Genomic DNA, 18,488 nt, shown 5'->3' with positions numbered 1-18,488 from the left:
CGGATCCGGGAACGGGACGGCGCAGGTGTCAGCGAGCTGACGAGGCTGCGGTACCCGCGACGGGGCTGCGGCGCTCGATGAGGAGGGTGTCGCGCCACTCCCCGGTGAGCGGGCCGTAGGTCATGAGGGCGATGCGCTCCCGGCGACCGACCTCGCGGAAGCCGGCTGCTCGGTGGAGGGCGACGCTGGCGAGGTTCTCGGGGAACAGGGAGGACTGGATGGTCCAGATGCCGCTGCCCTCGGTGGAGGTGACCAGCTCGTCGAGCAGTCGCCGCCCGATGCCGCGCCCGCGAGCGCTGGGGGCGATGTAGATGGAGTGCTCGACGACTCCGGCGTAGACCGGGCGGCGCGAGGTGGGTGTGACCGCAGCCCAGCCGAGCAGGGTGCCGCTCCCGTCACGGGCGATGAGTCGGTGGTCGGGGTGCTTGCCGGTGTCGAACGCGGTCCAGGTGGCTGGCGGGTCGGCCTCGAAGGTCGCGTGACCGGTGGCGATGCCCGCGGCGTAGACGGTGCGGACCTCGGGCCAATCCGGCTCGGTGAGGGGAAGGACGGCGATGTCGTGCGGGTCCCAGGGCTGCGACGGCGGTCTGGTCATGGCGGTGGTCAGCAGGTGGAGGCGCCGGCGCGGCCGGACGGTGCGGTCAGGACGGCTGCGACAGCGTTCATCGCCTCGGTGACCAAGGTGTAGTAGGCCCAGACGCCCCTCTTGTCACGGGTGAGCAGGCCCGCATCGACCAGGACCTTCAGGTGGTGCGAGACGGTGGGCTGGCTCAGGCCCAGCGGCTCGGTGAGGTCGCAGACGCAGGCTTCGCCGCCCTCGTGGGAGGCGACCAGGGACAGCAGGCGCAGGCGGGCGGGGTCCGCGAGCGCCTTCATGGTGCGCGCGAGGGTGGTGGCGGCCTCGGCGGTGAGGGGTTCACGGGCCAGCGGGGCGCAGCAGGCGACGGGTTCCGAAATGGTTGGCGTGGCCATGAGCCTCATGGTGCCGTAGAGATCGAAACCTGTCGATATTGACAGGCGTCGATGCCTGCTGCCAGGGTCACATCGATGTCGATCGATGGAGGGATCTGCTCGTGAGCGACGTCGTCGCGGAAGGACCCCGGGCCGGCGCCGATGGCCCGGTCCTGGCCCGGCTGTCGGTGCTGGACCGCTTCCTGCCGGTCTGGATCATCGCGGCCATGGCCCTCGGACTGCTGCTGGGCCGACTCGTCCCCGGCCTCGACGACGCTCTCAGCGCGGTCGAGGTCGGCTCGGTCAGCGTGCCCATCGGCGTGGGCCTGCTGTTGATGATGTACCCGGTGCTGGCGAAGGTCCGCTACTCCGAGACGGGGCAAATCGCCGCCGACCGCCGGCTCATGGTCAGCTCCCTGGTCCTGAACTGGCTCGTCGGCCCCGCGCTGATGTTCGCCCTGGCCTGGCTGCTGCTGCCGGACCAGCCGGAGTACCGCACGGGGCTGGTCATCGTCGGTCTGGCCCGCTGCATCGCCATGGTGTTGATCTGGAACGACTTGTCCTGCGGTGACCGGGAGGCCGCCGCCGTCCTGGTCGCCCTCAACTCGGTCTTCCAGGTCCTCGCCTTCGCCGCCCTCGGGTGGTTCTACCTGCAGGTCCTGCCCGGCCGGCTGGGCCTGCCCACCACCAGCGCGGACTTCTCCGTCGGCGCCATCGTCGTCTCGGTGCTCGTCTTCCTGGGCATCCCCCTGCTCGCCGGCTTCCTGACCCGCACGCTGGGCGAGCGAGCCAGGGGACGCGCCTGGTACGAAGGCCGCTTCCTGCCGAAGATCGGCCCCGTCGCGCTGTACGGGCTGCTGTTCACCATCGTGATGCTCTTCGCCCTGCAGGGGGAGGCGATCACCTCCCGGCCCGGCGACGTCGCCCGCATCGCCCTGCCCCTGCTGGCCTACTTCGCGATCATGTTCGCGGGCTCCTTCGTGCTCGGTCGCGCGATCGGCCTGAGCTACGCCAAGACGTCGACGTTGTCCTTCACCGCCACCGGCAACAACTTCGAGCTGGCCATCGCGGTGGCCATCGGCACCTTCGGCGTGACCTCCGGGCAGGCCCTGGCCGGCGTCGTCGGTCCGCTGATCGAGGTGCCCGTCCTCGTCGCACTGGTCTACGTGGCGCTGTGGGCCGGGCGCCGCTTCTTCCCCGGTGACCCCACGGTGCCCGCGAGCGCCGCCGTCGCGTCCCGTCGTCGACCTCTCCCCTGAAAGGGACAGCCGTGTCCACTCCCACCGCCACCGTCGACCGCAGTGGACTGCCGGTCATCGTGATCGGTGCCGGGCCGGTCGGCCTGGCCGCTGCGGCGCACCTCCTGGAACGGGGACTCGAACCGCTGGTGCTGGAGGCCGGGGACGACGTCGGGTCCGCGGTGCGGGCCTGGTCGCACGTCCGGCTCTTCTCCCCGTGGCAGTTCGAACTCGACGCCGCGGCGGTGCGTCTGCTGGAACCGACCGGCTGGACGAGCCCGGAGCCGACGGGACTGCCGACTGGGGGAACCCTCGTCGCGCAGTACCTCGCCCCCCTGGCGGCCGTCCCGGCGCTGGCACCGCGCATCCGGACCGGTGAACGCGTCATCGCCGTCAGCCGGGTCGGGATGGACAAGACGCACCAGCACGAGCGCAGCGACCGACCGTTCCTCGTCCGGACGCAGGTCGCCGGCGGCGCGGTCGTCGACCACCGGGCGCGGGCGGTCATCGACGCCTCCGGGACGTGGAACCAGTCGAACCCCCTGGGCGCCGCGGGATTGCCGGCGATCGGGGAGCGGGAGGCCGGCGACCACCTCAGCGGTCCCCTGCCCGACGTCCTCGGCGCGGACCGCGCACGTTTCGCCGGTCGTCGGGTGCTGGTCGTCGGGGCCGGGCACTCCGCGACGAACACGCTGCTGGACCTCGTCGCCCTGGCCGAGCAGGAGCCCGGCACCGTCATCACCTGGGCCGTCCGTGGCGCGTCGGTCGACCGCACGTTCGGTGGTGGTGACCGCGACGGCCTTCCCGCCCGCGGTGCTCTGGGCTCGCGGATGCGGGCCGCCGTCGAGGCCGGCCACATCGAGGTGCTGACCGAGGTGACGATCACCGCACTGGAGACGTCCGGTGACGCGGTAGCTGTCGCGACCTCGTCACCGACCGGGGATCGCCGGCTGCCCGTGGACGTCGTGGTGAACGCCACGGGGTTCCGACCCGACCTGGCGATGCTGCGCGAAGTGCGTCTCGACCTGGATCCCGGCGTCGAAGCCCCCCGCCGCCTGGCCCCGCTCATCGACCCGGAGTTCCACTCCTGCGGAACCGTCCCAGCGCACGGCGCGGACGTGTTGGCCCACCCGGACACGGGCTTCTTCATCGCCGGGATGAAGTCCTACGGACGTGCGCCGACCTTCCTGCTGGCCACCGGCCACGAACAGGTGCGCTCGATCGCCGCCGCCCTGGCAGGGGACGCCGCTGCTGCCGCCGACGTGCAGCTCGACCTGCCCGAGACGGGAGTGTGCTCCTCGGCGCCGCCAGTCTTCTCGGCAGGCGGCTCCCTGGACGTCGACGAGTCCGCGAGCGCCGAGCGCTGCGCGGGACCGGCGACACCTCAGCCGGTGCCCGTCGGGTTCCCCACCGGTTTCCTCCACGGTCGTGCCGGCGAGCGGGACGCGCCTGTTTGACGTCACAGCGCTTGTCCAGCCCTCTCGAGTTCAGGAGGACCTTCCACCAGCCTGCAGACGCTCGCCAGCGGCGGGGGTCGCACGGTGGTGGACCTCGTCGTCGGGGAGGTGCTGGAACCCGTTGGTGCGCCAGGGTCGCCGGGCGGCGCCGCCCGGGCGCGCGCGGCTGACCGGTGGTCCTGCGCAGGTCGGGAGAGGTGGGCCCCCAGGGGATCGAACCCTGAACCCGCGGATTAAAAGTCCGCTGCTCTGCCGATTGAGCTAGAGGCCCGGACCCGGAGGCCCGTCGACATCATCGCAGACCAGGCGGCGCCCCCGCCCGACCGCCTCACCCCGTGGAGTGAGCCGTGGGTGTCCCGATCACGTCGCCTGGACGACGTCGGCGGGACACCCACGGGTGACTCCACGTGGTGACACCGGTGGGTGTCCCGGTGGGGCGCGCAGGAAAGCCCTGGCCCCACCACGCTCCCCCACGACAGGATCACGCGGTGGACGACCACGAGCGCACGCGCGAGGCCTGGGGGCGGGCGGGCGAGAAGTACGTCCGCGAGCACGACGACTTCCTGGAGCAGGCCCGCGCCGCCACCCTCTTCCCCCACGAGCTGGACCTCCTCAGCGCCCTGCTCGAGCGGCGCCCCGAGGTCCTGCACCCCATGAGCGGCAACGGGGTCGACGACCACGCCCTCCTCCACGCCGGCGCGGCCACGGTCACGGGGCTCGACTACGACGAGCGCGCGGTGACGTCGGCGCAGCACCGGGCCGACGCCCTCGACGTGCCGATCCGGTACCTGCAGGCCGACGTCCCGCCGTTCCCCGTCCCCGACGCCTCCGTGGACCTCGTCTACACCGGCAAGGGCGCGGTGGTCTGGGTCGCCGACCTCGACGCGTGGGCACGGGAGGCGGCGCGGGTGCTGCGGCCGGGCGGCCACCTCTTCGTCCACGAGGCGCACCCCGTGGTCCCGCTCTACGACCTCGACGCGCGGACCACGCGGGTCCGCGACGACCGCAGCTACTTCGCCGACTCCCACGTCAACGACACCTTCCCCGCCCACGGCGCGGTCGAGCGGCAGCACACGCTGGGCGCGGTCGTCACCGCGGTGGCGGGGGCGGGGCTGCGCGTCGAGGTGCTGCGCGAGCACCCCGAACCCTTCTGGAAGCCGGGAGACGTCGAGGCCGCGGCGTGGGACGGGCGGCTGCCGAACTCCTACAGCCTCCTGGCCCGCCTCACCGGGTGAGCCGCAGCGGCGGCACGACAGCGGCACCCCGCCTGGTGGCGGCAGAATCGGGCGGGTGACCGCTCAAGGATTCCTGCTCCTGCTCGAACTCGTGGGGGTGTTCGCCTTCGCCCTCGACGGGGCACTGACGGCGATGCGGTCCACCCACCTCGACCTGTTCGGGGTGGTCGCGCTGGGGATCGTGACGGCCGTGGGCGGCGGCATCATGCGCGACGTGCTGCTCGGGGAACTGCCGCCCGCGACGTTCCGCGTCTGGTACTACCTCGCGATCGCGACGGGCGGTGCGCTCGTCGCGTTCTGGGGGCACCGGCTGCTGTCGCGGATGTCCCGGCCCATCTTCGTCTTCGACACCGTCGGGTTGTCCCTGTTCGCCGTGACGGGCGCCCAGCTCGCGGTCGACGCGGGTGCGGGCGCCGGCCAGGCGATCCTCCTGGGCGGGCTCACGGCGGTGGGCGGCGGAACCCTGCGGGACGTGCTGGTGCGCAAGGTCCCGAGCATCCTCACGGGCGGCCTGTACGCGGTACCCGCGCTGCTCGGCGCGGTCGTCGCGGTGGTCGGCCCGCTGCTGGGGGTTCCGGCCGGGATCGCGGCGTTCTCGGGCGGGGTGCTGTGCGCGGCGGTCCGGACCGGCGGCGCCCTGCGGGGCTGGAAGGCGCCGCGCGCGACGCTCGCCACCCCCGAGGACCTCGACTGACCCGTCAGCCCTCGACGGGCGCGGGACGGACGAGTTCGTCGACGACCTCCTGCGCCACGTCGCGGAGCCGGCGGCGCTCGGTCCGCGCCTGCGCCCGCAACCGCTGGAACGCGTCGTCGGGGTGCACCCGGAACCGTTGCGCCAGAGCACCCTTGGCCTGCTCCAGGACGATCCGGCTGTCGAGGGCCTCCTGCAGCTGCGCCTGCACCCGTGCCCCCTCGGCCACGTGCTCGAGCTGGGTGATGCCCACCGCACCGAAGGACGCCATCGCGCGCGCCACGTCGGACTCGACGCTCGAGTACGCACCCTCGTGGTCGCGGAACAGGTTCAGCGCACCGATCGTGCGGCCACCGCTGTGGACGGGGACGGTGTGCACGGCGACGATCCCGAGGGCCGCCGCCCGGGTGGCGAACTGCGGCCAACGGGCGGCGAGCTCGTCGGCCGTGGCGACGGAGACGACGCTGCCGGTGCGGTAGGCGTCCAGGCACGGCCCCTGTTCCAGCTGGAGCTGCAGGAGTTCCACCTCCCGCGTCGCGCTCGGCGTCGCGGCCAGCAGCTGCAGTTCCCGGCGGGCGTCCTCCACGAGGAGCCCGACCGCGGAGGCGGACAGCAGGTCGGCGCAGTGCCGCACGAGGCGGTGCGCGAGGTCGAGCGGTTCGCCGTGCTCGGCGAGCACAGCAGCGATGTCGTTGACGGCGGCAGCCACCGCGTCGGCGCGCACGTCCACGCCCGAGCCCTCCTGAGGTCGGCTCCGCGCCGACCGGTCGTCCCCGGTCCACTCCGATGACACGCCCTGGGCTGCACGTGCGCCCCCATCATGGCCGATGCCCGACCCAGGCGACGCACAGGGCGGACCGGCGGCTAGCGTCGGACCGTGCCCAGCCCCGCCGTCCGGTCCGTCGTCGTCCTGGGTGGGGGCGTCCTCGGCGTCTCCACCGCCGTCCACCTGCAGCGGGCGGGCGTCCGCACGGCGCTGCTCACGCGGGGCGCCCTGGCCGACGGCGCGTCCGGCCGGTCGCTGTCGTGGCTGAACTCCGCCGGCGCGTTCTCCGACGCCTACCACCGGCTGCGCACGGTCGCCGTCGACCGGTACCGGACGCTGTTCGCGCAGGACCCCGGCCGGGACTGGTTGCGGTTCGACGGCGGGGTCTGGTGGCCGGGGGCCGAGGACCCTGACCAGGACCAGGACGAGGCGCGCGACCGGCACCGGGCGCAGGTCGACGTCGGGTACGACAGCCACCTGCTGACGCCCGACGAGGTCCGGGCGCGGTTCCCGGGGGTCGCCGCCCCGCGCGCCGCGCTGTCGAACCCGGGAGAGGGATGGGTGTCGCTGCCGCACCTCGTCGCGCACCTCGCGGAGGAGTTCACGGCCGCGGGGGGCCTGCTGCGCACCGGGACGGGCGCCGGTTCGGTCGTGGTCGAGGACGGTCGGGCCCGCGGGGTGCGGACGGCCGACGGCCAGACGGTGCGGGCGGACGCGGTCGTGGTGGCGTGCGGGCCGCAGACCCCGGGCGTGCTGCGCGAGCTCGGGGTCGACCTGCCGGACGCGTCGCCGCTGAGCGGCCTGGTGGAGACCGAGCCCGTGGACTCCCCCGTCCGCGTCGTGCTCAACACCCCGCGGGCGGCGTTGCGCCGCACACCCTCCGGGGGTTTCGCCGTCGACCACGACTGGTACCTCGACGACGTCGAGGAGCACCCCGACGGGTCCGGGGACCTGCCGGAGACGGTCGTGACGGAACTGCTCGGCGAGGCGACCGCGGTGCTGGACGGGACGCTGCTGCGGGCACGGACCGTGCGCGCGGGACGCAAACCCGTCCCGGCCGACGGCGAACCCGTCCTCGGCGGCCTGTCGGCGGTCCCCGGCTGCCTCGTGGCGTTCACCCACTCCGGGGCCACGCTGGGCCTGCTCGTCGGGGAACTGCTGACCCACGAGGTCACGACGGGGCGCCCGCACCCGTTGGCCGCACCGTTCGGGCCCGGCCGCTTCGGCTGCTGACGCCCCGCGCGTCAGGGGTTCAGAGGTCGGCGGGCACCGTCGACGGGTTCCCGTCGGCGGCCGCCGCCAGCGCGGGAACGGCCTGCTCGAGGGCGTAGGGCAGCGAGATCGGGCTGGAGTAGCCCAGGGCGCCGGCGAAGTCCGAGGCGAACGTCGGGACGTAGACGGTGCGGTTCTCGGTGACCGCGGCGAGCCCGGCCGCGGCGGGGTTCTGCGCGAACTCGGCCTTCGACTGACCGAGGACGACGAGCACGTCGGTGTCGAGCTGGACGACCTGCTCCTCGCTGACGCTGCCGGACAGCGGGTTCGCCGAGAAGCCGAGCTGGAGGAAGAAGTTCCCCCGCGGGTCGGTGGCGTCGAGGGCGTAGTACCCCTGGTTGTAGAGGACGACGCTGATCGTCTTGCCCTTGAAGGACGGGTTCGCGTCGACGGCGGCGGTGAACTTCGCCTCGACGTCGTCCGTCAGGGAGCTTGCCTCGGTCTCCTTGCCGAGCGCGGAACCGATCGCGGCGAGCTCCTCCTGCCAGGTCGCCGCGGCCTCGGTGTCGGCGGGCTGCCCCGCGGGGAGGACGTCCCCGATCGTCGGGGCGATCTGCGTGAGCTTGTCGTAGTCGGCCTGCTGCAGGTACGCGTAGGCGCCGATGATCAGGTCGGGCCGCAGCGCCGCGATCTCCTCGAAGTTCAGCTCGGCCTGGCCGACCGAGGGGATCCCGCCGGCGGGCAGCAGGTCGACCGCCCACGGGCGCTTCGTGGCGTCGAAGGCTCCGAGGGGCGTGCGGCTGCCGACGGGGGTGACCCCGAGCGCGAGGACGAAGTCCTCCTCGTTGTAGCCGACCGTGACGACGCGGGTGGGGGCGGACTCCACGACCGTGCTGCCGAACTTGTGGGTGACGGTGACGGGGAAGGCTCCCCCACCGCTCGTGGACGGGCTGCTGGAGGACCCGCCGGTGGCGGGCTCGTCACCCCCGCCGCAGGCGGCGAGGGTCGTCAGGACGCCGGAGGCGCCGAGGGCGGCGAGGAGGGATCGACGGTGCACATGCGTAGGTAGCCTCACCTCGGTCGTTCCGGTGCCACGCCCCACTCGCAGCGTCGCACGCCGCCGAAGGTGCGCGGGCTTCGGTCCCGCCGCCGGTCACAGGCTGGTCATCCCGCCGTCCACGCGGAAGATCGCGCCGGTCGAGAAGGACGACTCGTCGCTGGCGAGGTGGACCATGACGCCGACGACGTCCTGCGGTGTCCCAGGCCGCCCCAGCGGCGTGCGGCCGACGATGGCGGCGCGGGAGGCGGCGTCCTGCGAGATGGTCGTCACGAGCGGCGTCTCGGTGTACCCGGGCACGACGGTGTTCACCCGGATCCCGCGGTCGGCGTACGCGGCCGCCACGGTGCGCGCGAGGCCGTGCACCCCGGCCTTGCTGCTGGAGTACGCCGTGAAGTCACGGCCCTCGCCGTTCAGCCCGGTGGGCGAGCCGGTGACGACGATGGACCCGCCGCGGTCGGACAGGGCGCGGACGGCGTGCTTGAGCGTCAGGAACGTGCCGGTGAGGTTCACCGCGAGGGTCCGCTGCCAGACGTCGAGGTCGAGGTCGGCGACGGGGGCGTCCTGCCCGAACAGCTGCACCCCGGCGTTGGCGACGACGACGTCGAGCCGCCAGCCGTGGTCGGCGACCGCCGCGAACGCGCGGGCGACGGACTCCTCGTCGGTGACGTCGAGGTGCACGCCGACGGCCCCGCCGCCGGCGTGGGCCGCCGCCGCCTCGGCGCCGGCGGCGTCCCGGTCGCTGAACACGACGCGCGCGCCCTCGGCGGCGAAGGCGGTCGCGACGGTGCGGCCGATCCCTGAAGCGGCACCCGTCACGAGGATCGTCTTGCCCTGCAGGCGGTCGGTCACGCCCCGATCGTCGGGGTGCGCCCCGCCTGTGTCAACCGGTTGACCGATCGGCACGGGCGGGGCGGGAGGCTCAGAAGTCCCAGTCCTCGTCCTCGGTGGCCACGGCCTTGCCGATGACGTAGCTGGAGCCCGACCCCGAGAAGAAGTCGTGGTTCTCGTCCGCGTTGGGCGACAGCGCCGACAGGATCGACGGGTCGACCTTCGTCATGTCCGCGGGGAACATGCCCTCGTAGCCGAGGTTCATGAGCGCCTTGTTCGCGTTGTAGTGCAGGAACGTCTTGACGTCCTCGGTCAGCCCCACGTTGTCGTAGAGGTCGGCCGTGTACTTGCACTCGTTGTCGTACAGCTCGTACAGCAGCTCGAACGCGTAGTCCTTGATCTCGTCGCGCTTGGCCTGGTCGACGAGCTCGAGACCCCGCTGGAACTTGTAGCCGATGTAGTACCCGTGCACGGCCTCGTCGCGGATGATCAACCGGATGAGGTCGGCGGTGTTCGTCAGCTGCGCCCGCGAGGAGAAGTGCATCGGCAGGAAGAACCCGGAGTAGAAGAGGAAGGACTCCAGCAGGGTGGAGGCGACCTTCCGCTTCAGCGGGTCGTCACCGTGGTAGTACTCCAACACGATGGACGCCTTGCGCTGCAGCGCCTCGTTCTGCTCCGACCAGCCGAAGGCCTCGTCGATCTCGCGCGTGGTGGCGAGGGTGGAGAAGATCGAGGAGTAGCTGCGGGCGTGCACCGACTCCATGAACGCGATGTTCGTGTAGACGGCCTCCTCGTGCTGGGTCAGCGCGTCGGGGATGAGCGAGACCGCCCCCACGGTGCCCTGGATGGTGTCCAGCAGCGTCAGACCGGTGAACACGCGCAGCGTGAGCGTGCGCTCCTCCGGGCTGAGGTTCTGCCACGACTGCACGTCGTTGGACAGCGGGACCTTCTCCGGCAGCCAGAAGTTGCTGGTGAGCCGGTTCCAGATCTCCAGGTCCTTCTCGTCCTGCAGACGGTTCCAGTTGATCGCGTTCACGCGGTCGATGAGCTTCAACTTCTCCACGGTTCCCTCTTCTCCCCCCCGTCCGCCGCTGCTCAGAGCATGCAGCTGACGCAGCCCTCGACCTCGGTGCCCTCGAGGGCCATCTGCCGGATGCGGATGTAGTAGATCGTCTTGATGCCCTTGCGCCACGCGTAGATCTGCGCGCGGTTGATGTCCCGCGTCGTGGCGGTGTCCTTGAAGAACAGGGTCAGCGACATCCCCTGGTCGACGTGCCGCGTCGCGGCGGCGTAGACGTCGATGATCTTCTCCGGGCCGATGTCGTACGCGTCTTCGTAGTACTCCAGGTTGTCGTTCGTCATGAACGGCGCCGGGTAGTAGACGCGACCGAGCTTGCCCTCCTTGCGGATCTCGATCTTGGAGGCGATCGGGTGGATCGAGGAGGTCGAGTTGTTGATGTAGCTGATCGACCCCGTCGGCGGGACCGCCTGCAGGTTCTGGTTGAAGATCCCGTGCTCGACGACCGACGCCTTCAGCCCGGCCCAGTCCTCACGGGTGGGCAGGGCGACACCGGCCTGGGCGAAGAGCTCGGCCACGCGCGGCGTCGTCGGGAGGAAGTCCTCGGTGAGGTACGTGTCGAAGAAGGTCCCGTCGGCGTACTTGGAGTTCTCGAAGCCCTCGAAGGTCTCGCCGCGCTCGATCGCGATCTTGTTGCTCGCCCGCAGGGCGTGGAACAGGACCGCCGCGAAGTAGACGTTCGTGAAGTCGATGCTCTCGGGGCTGCCGTAGTGCACCCGCTCGCGGGCGAGGTAGCCGTGCAGGTTCATCTGCCCCAGGCCGATGGCGTGCGACCGGGAGTTCCCGTGCGCCACCGAGGGGACGGACTGGATGTCGCTGGCCACCGACACGGCGGTCAGGGCGCGGATCGCGGTCTCGACGCTCTGCCCGAGGTTCCCGCCGTCCATCGCCAGGGCGATGTTGAGCGAGCCGAGGTTGCAGGAGATGTCCTTGCCGACCTCGGCGTAGGTGAGGTCCTCGGCGAGGTGGCTCGGGGTGTTGACCTGCAGGATCTCCGAGCACAGGTTCGACATGTTGATGCGCCCGGCGATGGGGTTGGCCCGGTTCACCGTGTCCTCGAAGACGATGTAGGGGTATCCCGATTCGAACTGCAGCTCGGCGAGGGTCTGGAAGAACTCCCGGGCCGAGATCTGCGTCTTGCGGATCCGGTCGTCGGCCACCATCTCGCGGTAGTGCTCGGACACCGCGACGTCGCCGAACGGCTTGCCGTACACGCGCTCCACGTCGTACGGGGAGAACAGGTGCATCGGCTCGTTGTTCTTGGCGAGCTCGAAGGTGATGTCCGGGACGACGACGCCCAGGCTGAGGGTCTTGATGCGGATCTTCTCGTCCGCGTTCTCCCGCTTGGTGTCCAGGAAGCGCAGGATGTCCGGGTGGTGCGCCGACAGGTACACCGCGCCGGCGCCCTGGCGGGCCCCGAGCTGGTTGGCGTAGGAGAAGGAGTCCTCGAGGAGCTTCATCACGGGGATGACGCCGGAGGACTGGTTCTGGATCTTCTTGATCGGCGCGCCGTACTCGCGGATGTTGCTCAGCAGGAGGGCGACGCCGCCGCCGCGCTTGGACAGCTGCAGGGCGGAGTTGATGCCGCGGCCGATGGACTCCATGTCGTCCTCGATGCGCAGCAGGAAGCACGAGACGAGCTCGCCGCGCGACCCCTTGCCCGCGTTGAGGAACGTCGGCGTGGCCGGCTGGAACCGGCCGGCGATGACCTCGTCGACGATGGCCGTCGCCAGCGCCTCGTCCCCCACCGCCAGGGTGAGGGCCGTCATGACGGCGCGGTCCTCGAAGTTCTCGAGGTACTCCTTGCCGTCGAAGCTCTTGAGCGCGTAGCTCGTGTAGAACTTGAAGGCCCCCAGGAACGTCGCGAAGCGGAACTTCGCGCCGTGCGCGCGGTCGGTCAGCGTCCGGACGAACTCCGGGGAGTACTGGTCGAGGACGTGCTGCTCGTAGTAGCCCTCCTCGACCATGTGCTGCAGCCGGGCCTCGAAGCTCTCGAAGCGGCGCGTGCGCGGGATGACGTGCTGCAGGAAGTACTGCCGCGCGGCCTCGACGTCGGCCCCGAACTGGATCTTCCCCTCGTCGTCCCAGAGGTTGAGCATCGCGTTGAGCGTGTGGTAGCTCGGCGAGCCCTGGGCCGGGACGGTGGCGAGCCCGGGGGCGTCGGAGGTGAGGGTCACAGCGAGTCCAATCCATCGCGGACGCGGCGCACGTCGTCGGGCGTCCCGAAGAGTTCGAAGCGGTACAGGTGGGGCACCTGGCACTTGGCGGCGATGATGTCGCCGGCCAGCGCGTAGTGCTCACCGAAGTTGGTGTTGCCGGCCCCGACGACCCCGCGCACGAGCGCGCGGTTGGCCGGGTCGTTGAGGAAGCGGATCACCTGCTTGGGGACCGCGCCCGCCCCGTTGCCGCCGCCGTACGTCGGGACGATGAGGACGTACGGCTCGGTCACGGTGAGGTGCTCGTCCCGGGCGTGGAGCGGGATGCGCAGGGCGGGGCGGTCGAGCTGGAGCTTGTCCACGAAGCGGTGGGTGTTGCCGGAGACGCTCGAGAAGTAGACGACGCCGGGACTCACGGGAACCCCCTGGTGGAACGGGTCAGACGGAGACGGCGGCCTTGGCCAGCGCGTCGATGCGGTCGGGGCGAAAGCCCGACCAGTGGTCCTCGCCGGCGACGACGACGGGGGCCTGGACGTAGCCGAGCGAGCGGACCAGCGCGAGGGCGTCGGCGTCGACGGTCACGTCGACGACGTCGTAGGCCAGACCCTTGCGGTCGAGCGCGCGGTAGGTCGCCTTGCACTGCACGCAGGACGGCGTGCTGTAGACGGTGATGCTCATCGGGTCGTCCCTTCCCTCGGGTCTGCCTGTGGTGCCGGTGTCGCGTCGAGGGCCTGAGCGGTTCCCCGTCCCGACGTCCCGTCCTGCTGCGGTGCTCTGAACACTACCCCTAGGGGGCCATGTGGAAAACCGGCACAAGATGGTGTGTGACACCGATGTGATTCGCGGCCGGACGGCGGCGGCCCGACGCGCACGGAGCGCAAGCCGCTGACCTGCGACGACACCGTCCGCACCCCCATCCGCGTGACACCCGAGGTGATCAACCGGCCACGCAGAGTGGTCGGCGTGTCGTGCAGGCTCGGCGTGTCCTCCACAGCTGTCCCCACGTCGTCCCCCTCCGATCCACACCTTCTTCCACAACACCTGGGGGTCCGGGCGTCATCCCGCCACTACATCTCGGGGGACGCGAGCGGCAGCGTCCGGCAGCGGAAGGGTGCCGCAACCGCACGGAACGTGCAGCCCGACGGCGACCTCCGGCCCCGCGCCGCCCGGCGCCGCTTCCTCGCGCAGTGCGGCCCCGTCCCGGCCCTCCTGGCCGCACCAGCGTGACGTGCGACCGGTCGGCGGCGGTGGCGTGCTCGACGCGGAGCAGGACGTCGACGGCGGGGACCTGGTGCTCACCGGTGTCCTGACGCACCTCACCGGCCCCGACGGGCGCGGAATCGACGACCGTCGAGCATCCTTCGCCGAGCGGTTCCTCGCCCACGGTCCCGATCGCAGCGATGCGCGACCGCGTAACGCCGTCGTAACGGGACGGGTACGCCACAGCAACACCCTGGTCGTAACTTTTCCGCCGTGATCGAAAATCCCCCCACGACCGACCGCGTGCTGGACGTCGGTTTCGACGACCGCGTGTCCGCCCCGCGGACCGCCCTCTACGGCCTGCAGCACCTGCTCGCCCTCACCGGCATCTGGATCTTCCCCGTCGTCATCGGGGCGGCCCTGTCGCTGGGGCAGGGCCAGGTGAGCCACATCGTGCAGGCGTGCTTCTTCATGACCGGCCTCGTCACCGTCCTGCAGTCGACCCGCCTGTTGCGCCTGCCCATCGTCCAGGGCCCCACGGCGGCCTTCATGGCGGCGCTCATCACGGCCGGGGCGTCGTACGGCCTCGGCGTCGCCTTCGGGTCGATGATGGTGGCCGGGGCGGTGTTCCTGCTCCTGACCATCCCTGCAGGCCGCATCGGGGTCTTCGGTCACCTCACCCGCCTGGCGGCGCACCCCCTCGTGTTCGGCACCCTCTTCGTCATCATCGGCGCCCAGCTCGCCTCGATCGGTCTGCCGCACTGGTTCGGGACCGCCGGGACCCCAGGGTTCGGGTGGCACAGCTTCTGGGTCGCGGCCGCCACCGTCGGGACCGTGGTCGTGTGCATGGTCTTCGGCGGGTCGACGCTGGTGAAGCGCGGCGCGATCGTCTGGGGCATCGTCGTCGGCTCCGTCCTGGCCGGCGCCACGGGGTTGTGGTCGGTGCCGGACCTGTCGGGTGCGCACCTCGTCGGCCCGCCCGCGTTCATGCCGTTCGGTTTCGGCGTGCAGTGGCCCGTGGTCGTCCTCATGCTCCTCGCCTTCCTGCAAGCCGGCGGTGAGGCCATGGGCATGTACAGCCTCGTCTCCGGATGGGGCGGACAGCGGATGGACGTCGCCCGCGTCAACCGCGGCCTGTTCGCCGAGTTCCTGGGGTCGGTCGTCGGCGCCGCGTTCGGCGGGATCGGCACCACCTCCTACCCGGAGAACGCCGGCATCATCCGCGTCACCCGGATCGGCAGCCGCTTCGTCACGATGACGGCCGGGGGTTTCGCCCTCGTCCTCGCGTTCCTGCCCCAGGTGAGCCTGTTCATCGCCGGCCTCTCGCCGGTCGTCCTGTCCGCGGCGTCGACCGTGTTGTTCGGCATCATCGCCGCCAGCGGGATCCAGACGCTGCGCCGGGTCGAGTGGGACGAACTCAACCTCGCCGTCGCCGGGACGTCGTTCATCGTGGCGCTCGGGTCGCAGTTCCTCTCCCCCGAAGTCCTCGCGCTGCTGCCGGAGGACATCGCGGGCATCCTCGTCAGCCCCATGATGGTGGGCGTCGTCCTGCTCCTCGTGCTGCACGGGACGGTCAACGGTCTCGTCCGGCCCGTCCTGGAACGCCGGGCAGCTGCGCCGCAGCCGGTCGTCACCCTCGAAGCCGTCCCCGCCCCCTGAGAGCGAGAAACCCCGTGAGCACCACCTTGGACGGTCCGGTCCCGGAACCCACGCACCGGGTCCACGGCCGCACCCTGCCCCTGCATCTCGACGGCCCCTACGCGGACTGGTTCACCGGCCCGACCGCGATCGTGTCCATCGACATGCACGAGGGCCACCTGTCGCAGGACGCCGACTGCCCGTGCCCGGCGCCCCGCGGCCGCGAGATCGTCGACGCGGTCGACGCGTTCCACGCCCGGGCCCGCGCCCTCGGCATCCCCGTGGTCCACGTCCGCTCCGAACTGCGCGCCTCCGGTGTCGACGACGTGCGGGGACGGTCGGACAGCGCGTGGCGCACCACGTTCCCGCAGCACGTGGGCCCCATCCCCGGCGCCGAGGGACACGCGCTCGCCGGGAGCCGGTGGACGCGCTTCGTCACGGCGGTCGAACCCGGAGACGAGATCGTGACCGGCAAGAAGAGGCTGTCGGCCTTCTACCCCACCGACCTCGACTTCCTGCTGCGGCAGCTGGGCGTCCGCACCGTCGTGCTCGACGGCATCATGGCCGACTGCTGCGTGCTGAACTCCGCCTTCGACGCCTCGAACCTCGGCTACCGGGTGGTGGTCCCCGCCGACCTCGTCCGCGGCACCGACGAGGAACTCGAACGTGCTGCGCTGGCGATGGTCTCGCTGCACCTCGGCCTCGTCACCGACGCCGCCGACCTGCTGGCCCTGTGGACGGCGAAGGTGCACCAGCCGACCCCATGAGCTCTCTCACGAACGTCCGCCCCACCCCGGTCCTCGCCCGCGCACGGACCGTCCTGCCCGCCGCCACCGTGCTCGTCGCGATGGCGCTGTCCACGCTGCCCACCCCCCTCTACCCCCGGTACGAACGCACCCTGGGGCTCGGCCCCTTCGGCATCACCGGGATCTTCGCGGCCTTCGCCGTCGGCGCCGTCGGCGGGCTGCTGCTCGTCGAACGTCGGGGGGCTCGCCCCGACCGCCGGATGGTCGCCGCCGCCGGCGCGACCGCGGCGGCCGCGGCCCTCGCGCTCGCCGCCGACGGTCCGCTCGCGACGTTCGCGGCGGCCCGTCTCCTGTCCGGTGTCGGCGCGGGGACCGGTGCCGCCGTGGCCACGGCCGTGGTGCTCTCGGCCGCGGCCGACCTGCCACCCGCCGAACGCCGCGCCTGGACCACCCTGGCGCCCGGCCTGAGCATGCTCGGCCTGGCCGCCGGGCCCCTCACCGCCGGTGCGCTCACGGGAGCCGCGCACTGGTCGGTGCCGGCGACGTTCCTCCTCGTCGCCGTCGCCGCGGTGCTCGTCACCACGGGACTGCTGCTGTGCGGGGGTGCCGGCCCGGCGGGAGGCGACCCTTCGGCGCCCGGGGATCCCGTGCACAGGGACGTCGCCCGCCACCTGCGCTGGACGGCCCTGGCGGCCTTCGCCACGACAGGGGTCTTCGGCGCCCTCACGCCGACGCTGCTGCACTCGGTGGTGGCGGCCCCGTCGACCCTGCTGCTGGGGTGCTGCGCGAGCGTCCCCTTCGCCGCAGGCGCCGTCGGCGCCGTGGTGCGGCTGCGCCCGAGCGCCGGAGCGGTCGCCGTCGGGACGGGACTGCTCGGACTGCTCACCGCCGTCGCGACCGCCGACCTCGCGGTGTTCGTCGTCGCCTCGGCGCTCGCGGGGCTCGGCGCCGGCACCCTGTTCCGCGTCGCGTTGACGGACGCGCTGCGCGCCGCGACGCCCGCAGACCGGCGCCGGACCAGCGCGGTCGTGCTGCGCTGGGCCTACACGGGACTGTCCGTCCCCGTCCTGGGCTTGGGTCTGGCCGTCGACCACCTCGGCACGGTCCCGGCCCTGGCGGGTTTCTCCCTCGTGCTGCTGGTCGTCGTCACCCTCGCGGTCGCCCGACCCCGATCGGCGTGGGGCAGAGTGGAGCCATGAGCCTGACCGAGACCGCGCCGCTCGACGACGTCCTGCGCGGGATGGGGTCGCGCATCCGGAGCATCCGCCGCGAGCGCGGGCTGACCCTGGCCGAACTCGCCGGCCGCTGCGGGCTGAGCGTCTCCCTGCTCAGCACGGTGGAGCGCGGTCAGACCAGTCCCTCGGTGGCGACGCTGTACGCCGTGGCGAGCGCGCTCGACATCAGCCTCACCGCGTTGTTCTCCTCCGACGAGAACGCCGAACCCGTCGTGCGTCGCGCCGACCAGCAGCGACTGATCACCGACGGCGGGTCGCGTCGCCGGCTGGCTCTCGACCTCGTCGAGGAGCAGTTCGAGCTCTACGTGGACGAGTACCCGCCCGCCTCGGCGCACGCGGCCCGCCCCTCCCAGCACCCGGGCCACGAGTACGGCGTGGTGCTCCAGGGGCGGCTCGTCGTGCAGCTGGGGGAGGAGGAGCACGTCCTGCAGGCCGGGGACGCGGTCCACTACCCGACGGACCAGCGGCACCAGATCCGCAACGAGGGAGATCGGACCGCCACGGCGGTCTGGGTCAACACCCGCCGCACGCGCTGACCGGCGCCGCGAGAGCCTCACCCCACGACGTCGAACACGAGCACCCCACCGTCGGCCAGCAGCGGACCCACGAACTCCTTGAACCGCGCGTGCTCGGGGTCGAGGTGGGCCGGGTCGTCGACGACGGGCGTGCCGACGTAGAAGTTCCGGTCGCCCTCGGAGGCGAAGGTCACGACGATGCCGTGCTCGAACCCTCCGCTGGCGCCCTCGCCGCTCGTCTGGGTCCCGGCCTCGATCGAGACGACGTAGGGCCGGCCGTCCGGCCGCGGGCTCGTCGCGAGCGCCCGGAAGCGCTGCAGCACCTCCTCCTTCTGCGCCGGGGTCACCTCGTCGCGGTAGCGGAACAGCACGACGTGGCGGACCACACCGGGGCGGAAGTCGCGGGCGGTGAACTCCTGCACGCCCACGTCGGCGAGCAGTCCGGACAAGGGGTTCGACATTCCCGCACTGTGCCACGGGTG

The 18,488-nt window shown here is 72.0% G+C and carries 20 protein-coding genes and 1 tRNA gene; 10 read left to right on the top strand and 11 right to left on the bottom strand.

Features of this window, described 5'->3' with window-relative positions:
- Nucleotides 1-28 precede the first annotated feature (28 nt).
- Entirely contained in the window at nucleotides 29-595 is a 567-nt protein-coding gene (locus ACFEMC_RS03465; RefSeq protein WP_380173643.1) for a GNAT family N-acetyltransferase, read from the bottom strand.
- Between the two features lie 8 nt (nucleotides 596-603).
- Nucleotides 604-972 carry an ArsR/SmtB family transcription factor gene (locus ACFEMC_RS03460; protein ID WP_380173641.1) on the bottom strand — a complete coding sequence of 123 codons (369 nt, stop codon included), beginning with the start codon at nucleotides 970-972 and terminating at the stop codon, nucleotides 604-606.
- A 101-nt stretch (nucleotides 973-1,073) separates the two neighbouring features.
- On the opposite strand from ACFEMC_RS03460, the gene arsB reads away from it, so the two are divergent.
- Both arsB and ACFEMC_RS03450 read left to right on the top strand, forming a co-directional pair.
- Complete coding sequence (gene arsB / locus ACFEMC_RS03455) at nucleotides 1,074-2,210, top strand: ACR3 family arsenite efflux transporter (RefSeq protein WP_380173639.1); 1,137 nt, start codon at nucleotides 1,074-1,076, stop codon at nucleotides 2,208-2,210.
- An 11-nt stretch (nucleotides 2,211-2,221) separates the two neighbouring features.
- Nucleotides 2,222-3,646 carry an FAD-dependent oxidoreductase gene (locus ACFEMC_RS03450; protein WP_380173637.1) on the top strand — a complete coding sequence of 475 codons (1,425 nt, stop codon included), beginning with the start codon at nucleotides 2,222-2,224 and terminating at the stop codon, nucleotides 3,644-3,646.
- 198 nt (nucleotides 3,647-3,844) lie between these two features.
- On the opposite strand, the gene ACFEMC_RS03445 is transcribed toward ACFEMC_RS03450, so the two are convergent.
- Nucleotides 3,845-3,917: transfer RNA gene (locus ACFEMC_RS03445), tRNA-Lys, on the bottom strand.
- Between the two features lie 217 nt (nucleotides 3,918-4,134).
- Between ACFEMC_RS03445 and ACFEMC_RS03440 the strand changes: the two genes are divergently transcribed.
- Nucleotides 4,135-4,881, top strand: a complete 747-nt coding sequence (locus ACFEMC_RS03440) for a methyltransferase domain-containing protein (RefSeq protein ID WP_380173635.1) — start codon at nucleotides 4,135-4,137, stop codon at nucleotides 4,879-4,881.
- Between the two features lie 55 nt (nucleotides 4,882-4,936).
- Nucleotides 4,937-5,575 (top strand): trimeric intracellular cation channel family protein, encoded by a 639-nt coding sequence (locus ACFEMC_RS03435; protein ID WP_380173633.1) that lies wholly within the window; start codon nucleotides 4,937-4,939, stop codon nucleotides 5,573-5,575.
- A 4-nt stretch (nucleotides 5,576-5,579) separates the two neighbouring features.
- Here the strand turns inward: ACFEMC_RS03435 and ACFEMC_RS03430 are convergent, their stop codons facing one another.
- Nucleotides 5,580-6,302, bottom strand: a complete 723-nt coding sequence (locus ACFEMC_RS03430) for a GAF and ANTAR domain-containing protein (RefSeq protein ID WP_380173631.1) — start codon at nucleotides 6,300-6,302, stop codon at nucleotides 5,580-5,582.
- Between the two features lie 147 nt (nucleotides 6,303-6,449).
- Here ACFEMC_RS03430 and ACFEMC_RS03425 point away from each other — a divergent pair, with 147 nt between their 5' ends.
- The gene (locus tag ACFEMC_RS03425; RefSeq protein WP_380173629.1) at nucleotides 6,450-7,571 is read left to right on the top strand and encodes an NAD(P)/FAD-dependent oxidoreductase; all 1,122 of its coding nucleotides are present in this window, start codon (nucleotides 6,450-6,452) and stop codon (nucleotides 7,569-7,571) included.
- Between the two features lie 19 nt (nucleotides 7,572-7,590).
- Here ACFEMC_RS03425 and ACFEMC_RS03420 read toward each other — a convergent pair whose 3' ends face one another.
- From ACFEMC_RS03420 to nrdH, 6 genes are all read right to left on the bottom strand, one after another.
- Nucleotides 7,591-8,607 carry an ABC transporter substrate-binding protein gene (locus tag ACFEMC_RS03420; RefSeq protein WP_380173627.1) on the bottom strand — a complete coding sequence of 339 codons (1,017 nt, stop codon included), beginning with the start codon at nucleotides 8,605-8,607 and terminating at the stop codon, nucleotides 7,591-7,593.
- Between the two features lie 96 nt (nucleotides 8,608-8,703).
- The gene (locus ACFEMC_RS03415; RefSeq protein ID WP_380173625.1) at nucleotides 8,704-9,459 is read right to left on the bottom strand and encodes an SDR family NAD(P)-dependent oxidoreductase; all 756 of its coding nucleotides are present in this window, start codon (nucleotides 9,457-9,459) and stop codon (nucleotides 8,704-8,706) included.
- Between the two features lie 70 nt (nucleotides 9,460-9,529).
- Entirely contained in the window at nucleotides 9,530-10,501 is a 972-nt protein-coding gene (nrdF, locus tag ACFEMC_RS03410; RefSeq protein WP_380173623.1) for a class 1b ribonucleoside-diphosphate reductase subunit beta, read from the bottom strand.
- 32 nt (nucleotides 10,502-10,533) lie between these two features.
- Nucleotides 10,534-12,615: a class 1b ribonucleoside-diphosphate reductase subunit alpha gene (gene nrdE / locus ACFEMC_RS03405; protein WP_380176570.1), complete on the bottom strand. Its 2,082-nt coding sequence runs from the start codon at nucleotides 12,613-12,615 to the stop codon at nucleotides 10,534-10,536.
- A 74-nt stretch (nucleotides 12,616-12,689) separates the two neighbouring features.
- Nucleotides 12,690-13,088, bottom strand: coding sequence for a class Ib ribonucleoside-diphosphate reductase assembly flavoprotein NrdI (gene nrdI / locus ACFEMC_RS03400; protein ID WP_367640330.1), 399 nt, complete (start codon nucleotides 13,086-13,088; stop codon nucleotides 12,690-12,692).
- Between the two features lie 22 nt (nucleotides 13,089-13,110).
- Nucleotides 13,111-13,350, bottom strand: a complete 240-nt coding sequence (gene nrdH / locus ACFEMC_RS03395) for a glutaredoxin-like protein NrdH (protein WP_367640331.1) — start codon at nucleotides 13,348-13,350, stop codon at nucleotides 13,111-13,113.
- A gap of 550 nt (nucleotides 13,351-13,900) precedes the next feature.
- On the opposite strand from nrdH, the gene ACFEMC_RS03390 reads away from it, so the two are divergent.
- The 5 genes from ACFEMC_RS03390 to ACFEMC_RS03370 all read left to right on the top strand — a co-directional run bounded on the left by ACFEMC_RS03390 (nucleotide 13,901) and on the right by ACFEMC_RS03370 (nucleotide 18,027).
- A complete protein-coding gene (locus tag ACFEMC_RS03390) occupies nucleotides 13,901-14,149 on the top strand; it encodes a hypothetical protein (protein WP_380173621.1) in 249 nt (82 codons plus the stop codon).
- The gene (locus ACFEMC_RS03385; protein ID WP_380173620.1) at nucleotides 14,146-15,531 is read left to right on the top strand and encodes a uracil-xanthine permease family protein; all 1,386 of its coding nucleotides are present in this window, start codon (nucleotides 14,146-14,148) and stop codon (nucleotides 15,529-15,531) included. Before ACFEMC_RS03390 ends, ACFEMC_RS03385 begins: the two co-directional genes overlap by 4 nt.
- A 74-nt stretch (nucleotides 15,532-15,605) precedes the next feature.
- The gene (locus ACFEMC_RS03380) at nucleotides 15,606-16,277 is read left to right on the top strand and encodes a cysteine hydrolase family protein (protein WP_380176568.1); all 672 of its coding nucleotides are present in this window, start codon (nucleotides 15,606-15,608) and stop codon (nucleotides 16,275-16,277) included.
- Nucleotides 16,274-17,455 carry an MFS transporter gene (locus tag ACFEMC_RS03375; protein ID WP_380173618.1) on the top strand — a complete coding sequence of 394 codons (1,182 nt, stop codon included), beginning with the start codon at nucleotides 16,274-16,276 and terminating at the stop codon, nucleotides 17,453-17,455. The genes ACFEMC_RS03380 and ACFEMC_RS03375 overlap by 4 nt, the downstream gene beginning before the upstream one ends.
- Complete coding sequence (locus ACFEMC_RS03370) at nucleotides 17,452-18,027, top strand: helix-turn-helix domain-containing protein (protein ID WP_380173616.1); 576 nt, start codon at nucleotides 17,452-17,454, stop codon at nucleotides 18,025-18,027. The genes ACFEMC_RS03375 and ACFEMC_RS03370 overlap by 4 nt, the downstream gene beginning before the upstream one ends.
- A gap of 17 nt (nucleotides 18,028-18,044) precedes the next feature.
- Here the strand turns inward: ACFEMC_RS03370 and ACFEMC_RS03365 are convergent, their stop codons facing one another.
- Complete coding sequence (locus ACFEMC_RS03365; RefSeq protein WP_380173614.1) at nucleotides 18,045-18,467, bottom strand: Dabb family protein; 423 nt, start codon at nucleotides 18,465-18,467, stop codon at nucleotides 18,045-18,047.
- Between the last annotated feature and the right edge of the window lie 21 nt (nucleotides 18,468-18,488).

It is taken from the genome of Kineococcus sp. DHX-1 (genome assembly GCF_042473625.1).
Lineage (GTDB): Bacteria > Actinomycetota > Actinomycetes > Actinomycetales > Kineococcaceae > Kineococcus.
This window is presented reverse-complemented; position numbering and strand designations above follow the sequence as displayed.

What these genes read in the sequence shown, in the direction of transcription:
- ACFEMC_RS03465 (WP_380173643.1), bottom strand. Translation starts at nt 595, where the DNA reads ATGACCAGACCGCCGTCGCAGCCCTGGGACCCGCACGACATCGCCGTC.
- ACFEMC_RS03460 (WP_380173641.1), bottom strand. Translation starts at nt 972, where the DNA reads ATGGCCACGCCAACCATTTCGGAACCCGTCGCCTGCTGCGCCCCGCTG.
- nrdE (WP_380176570.1), bottom strand. Translation starts at nt 12,615, where the DNA reads ATGCTCAACCTCTGGGACGACGAGGGGAAGATCCAGTTCGGGGCCGAC.
- nrdH (WP_367640331.1), bottom strand. Translation starts at nt 13,350, where the DNA reads ATGAGCATCACCGTCTACAGCACGCCGTCCTGCGTGCAGTGCAAGGCG.
- ACFEMC_RS03375 (WP_380173618.1), top strand. Translation starts at nt 16,274, where the DNA reads ATGAGCTCTCTCACGAACGTCCGCCCCACCCCGGTCCTCGCCCGCGCA.
- ACFEMC_RS03370 (WP_380173616.1), top strand. Translation starts at nt 17,452, where the DNA reads ATGAGCCTGACCGAGACCGCGCCGCTCGACGACGTCCTGCGCGGGATG.
- ACFEMC_RS03365 (WP_380173614.1), bottom strand. Translation starts at nt 18,467, where the DNA reads ATGTCGAACCCCTTGTCCGGACTGCTCGCCGACGTGGGCGTGCAGGAG.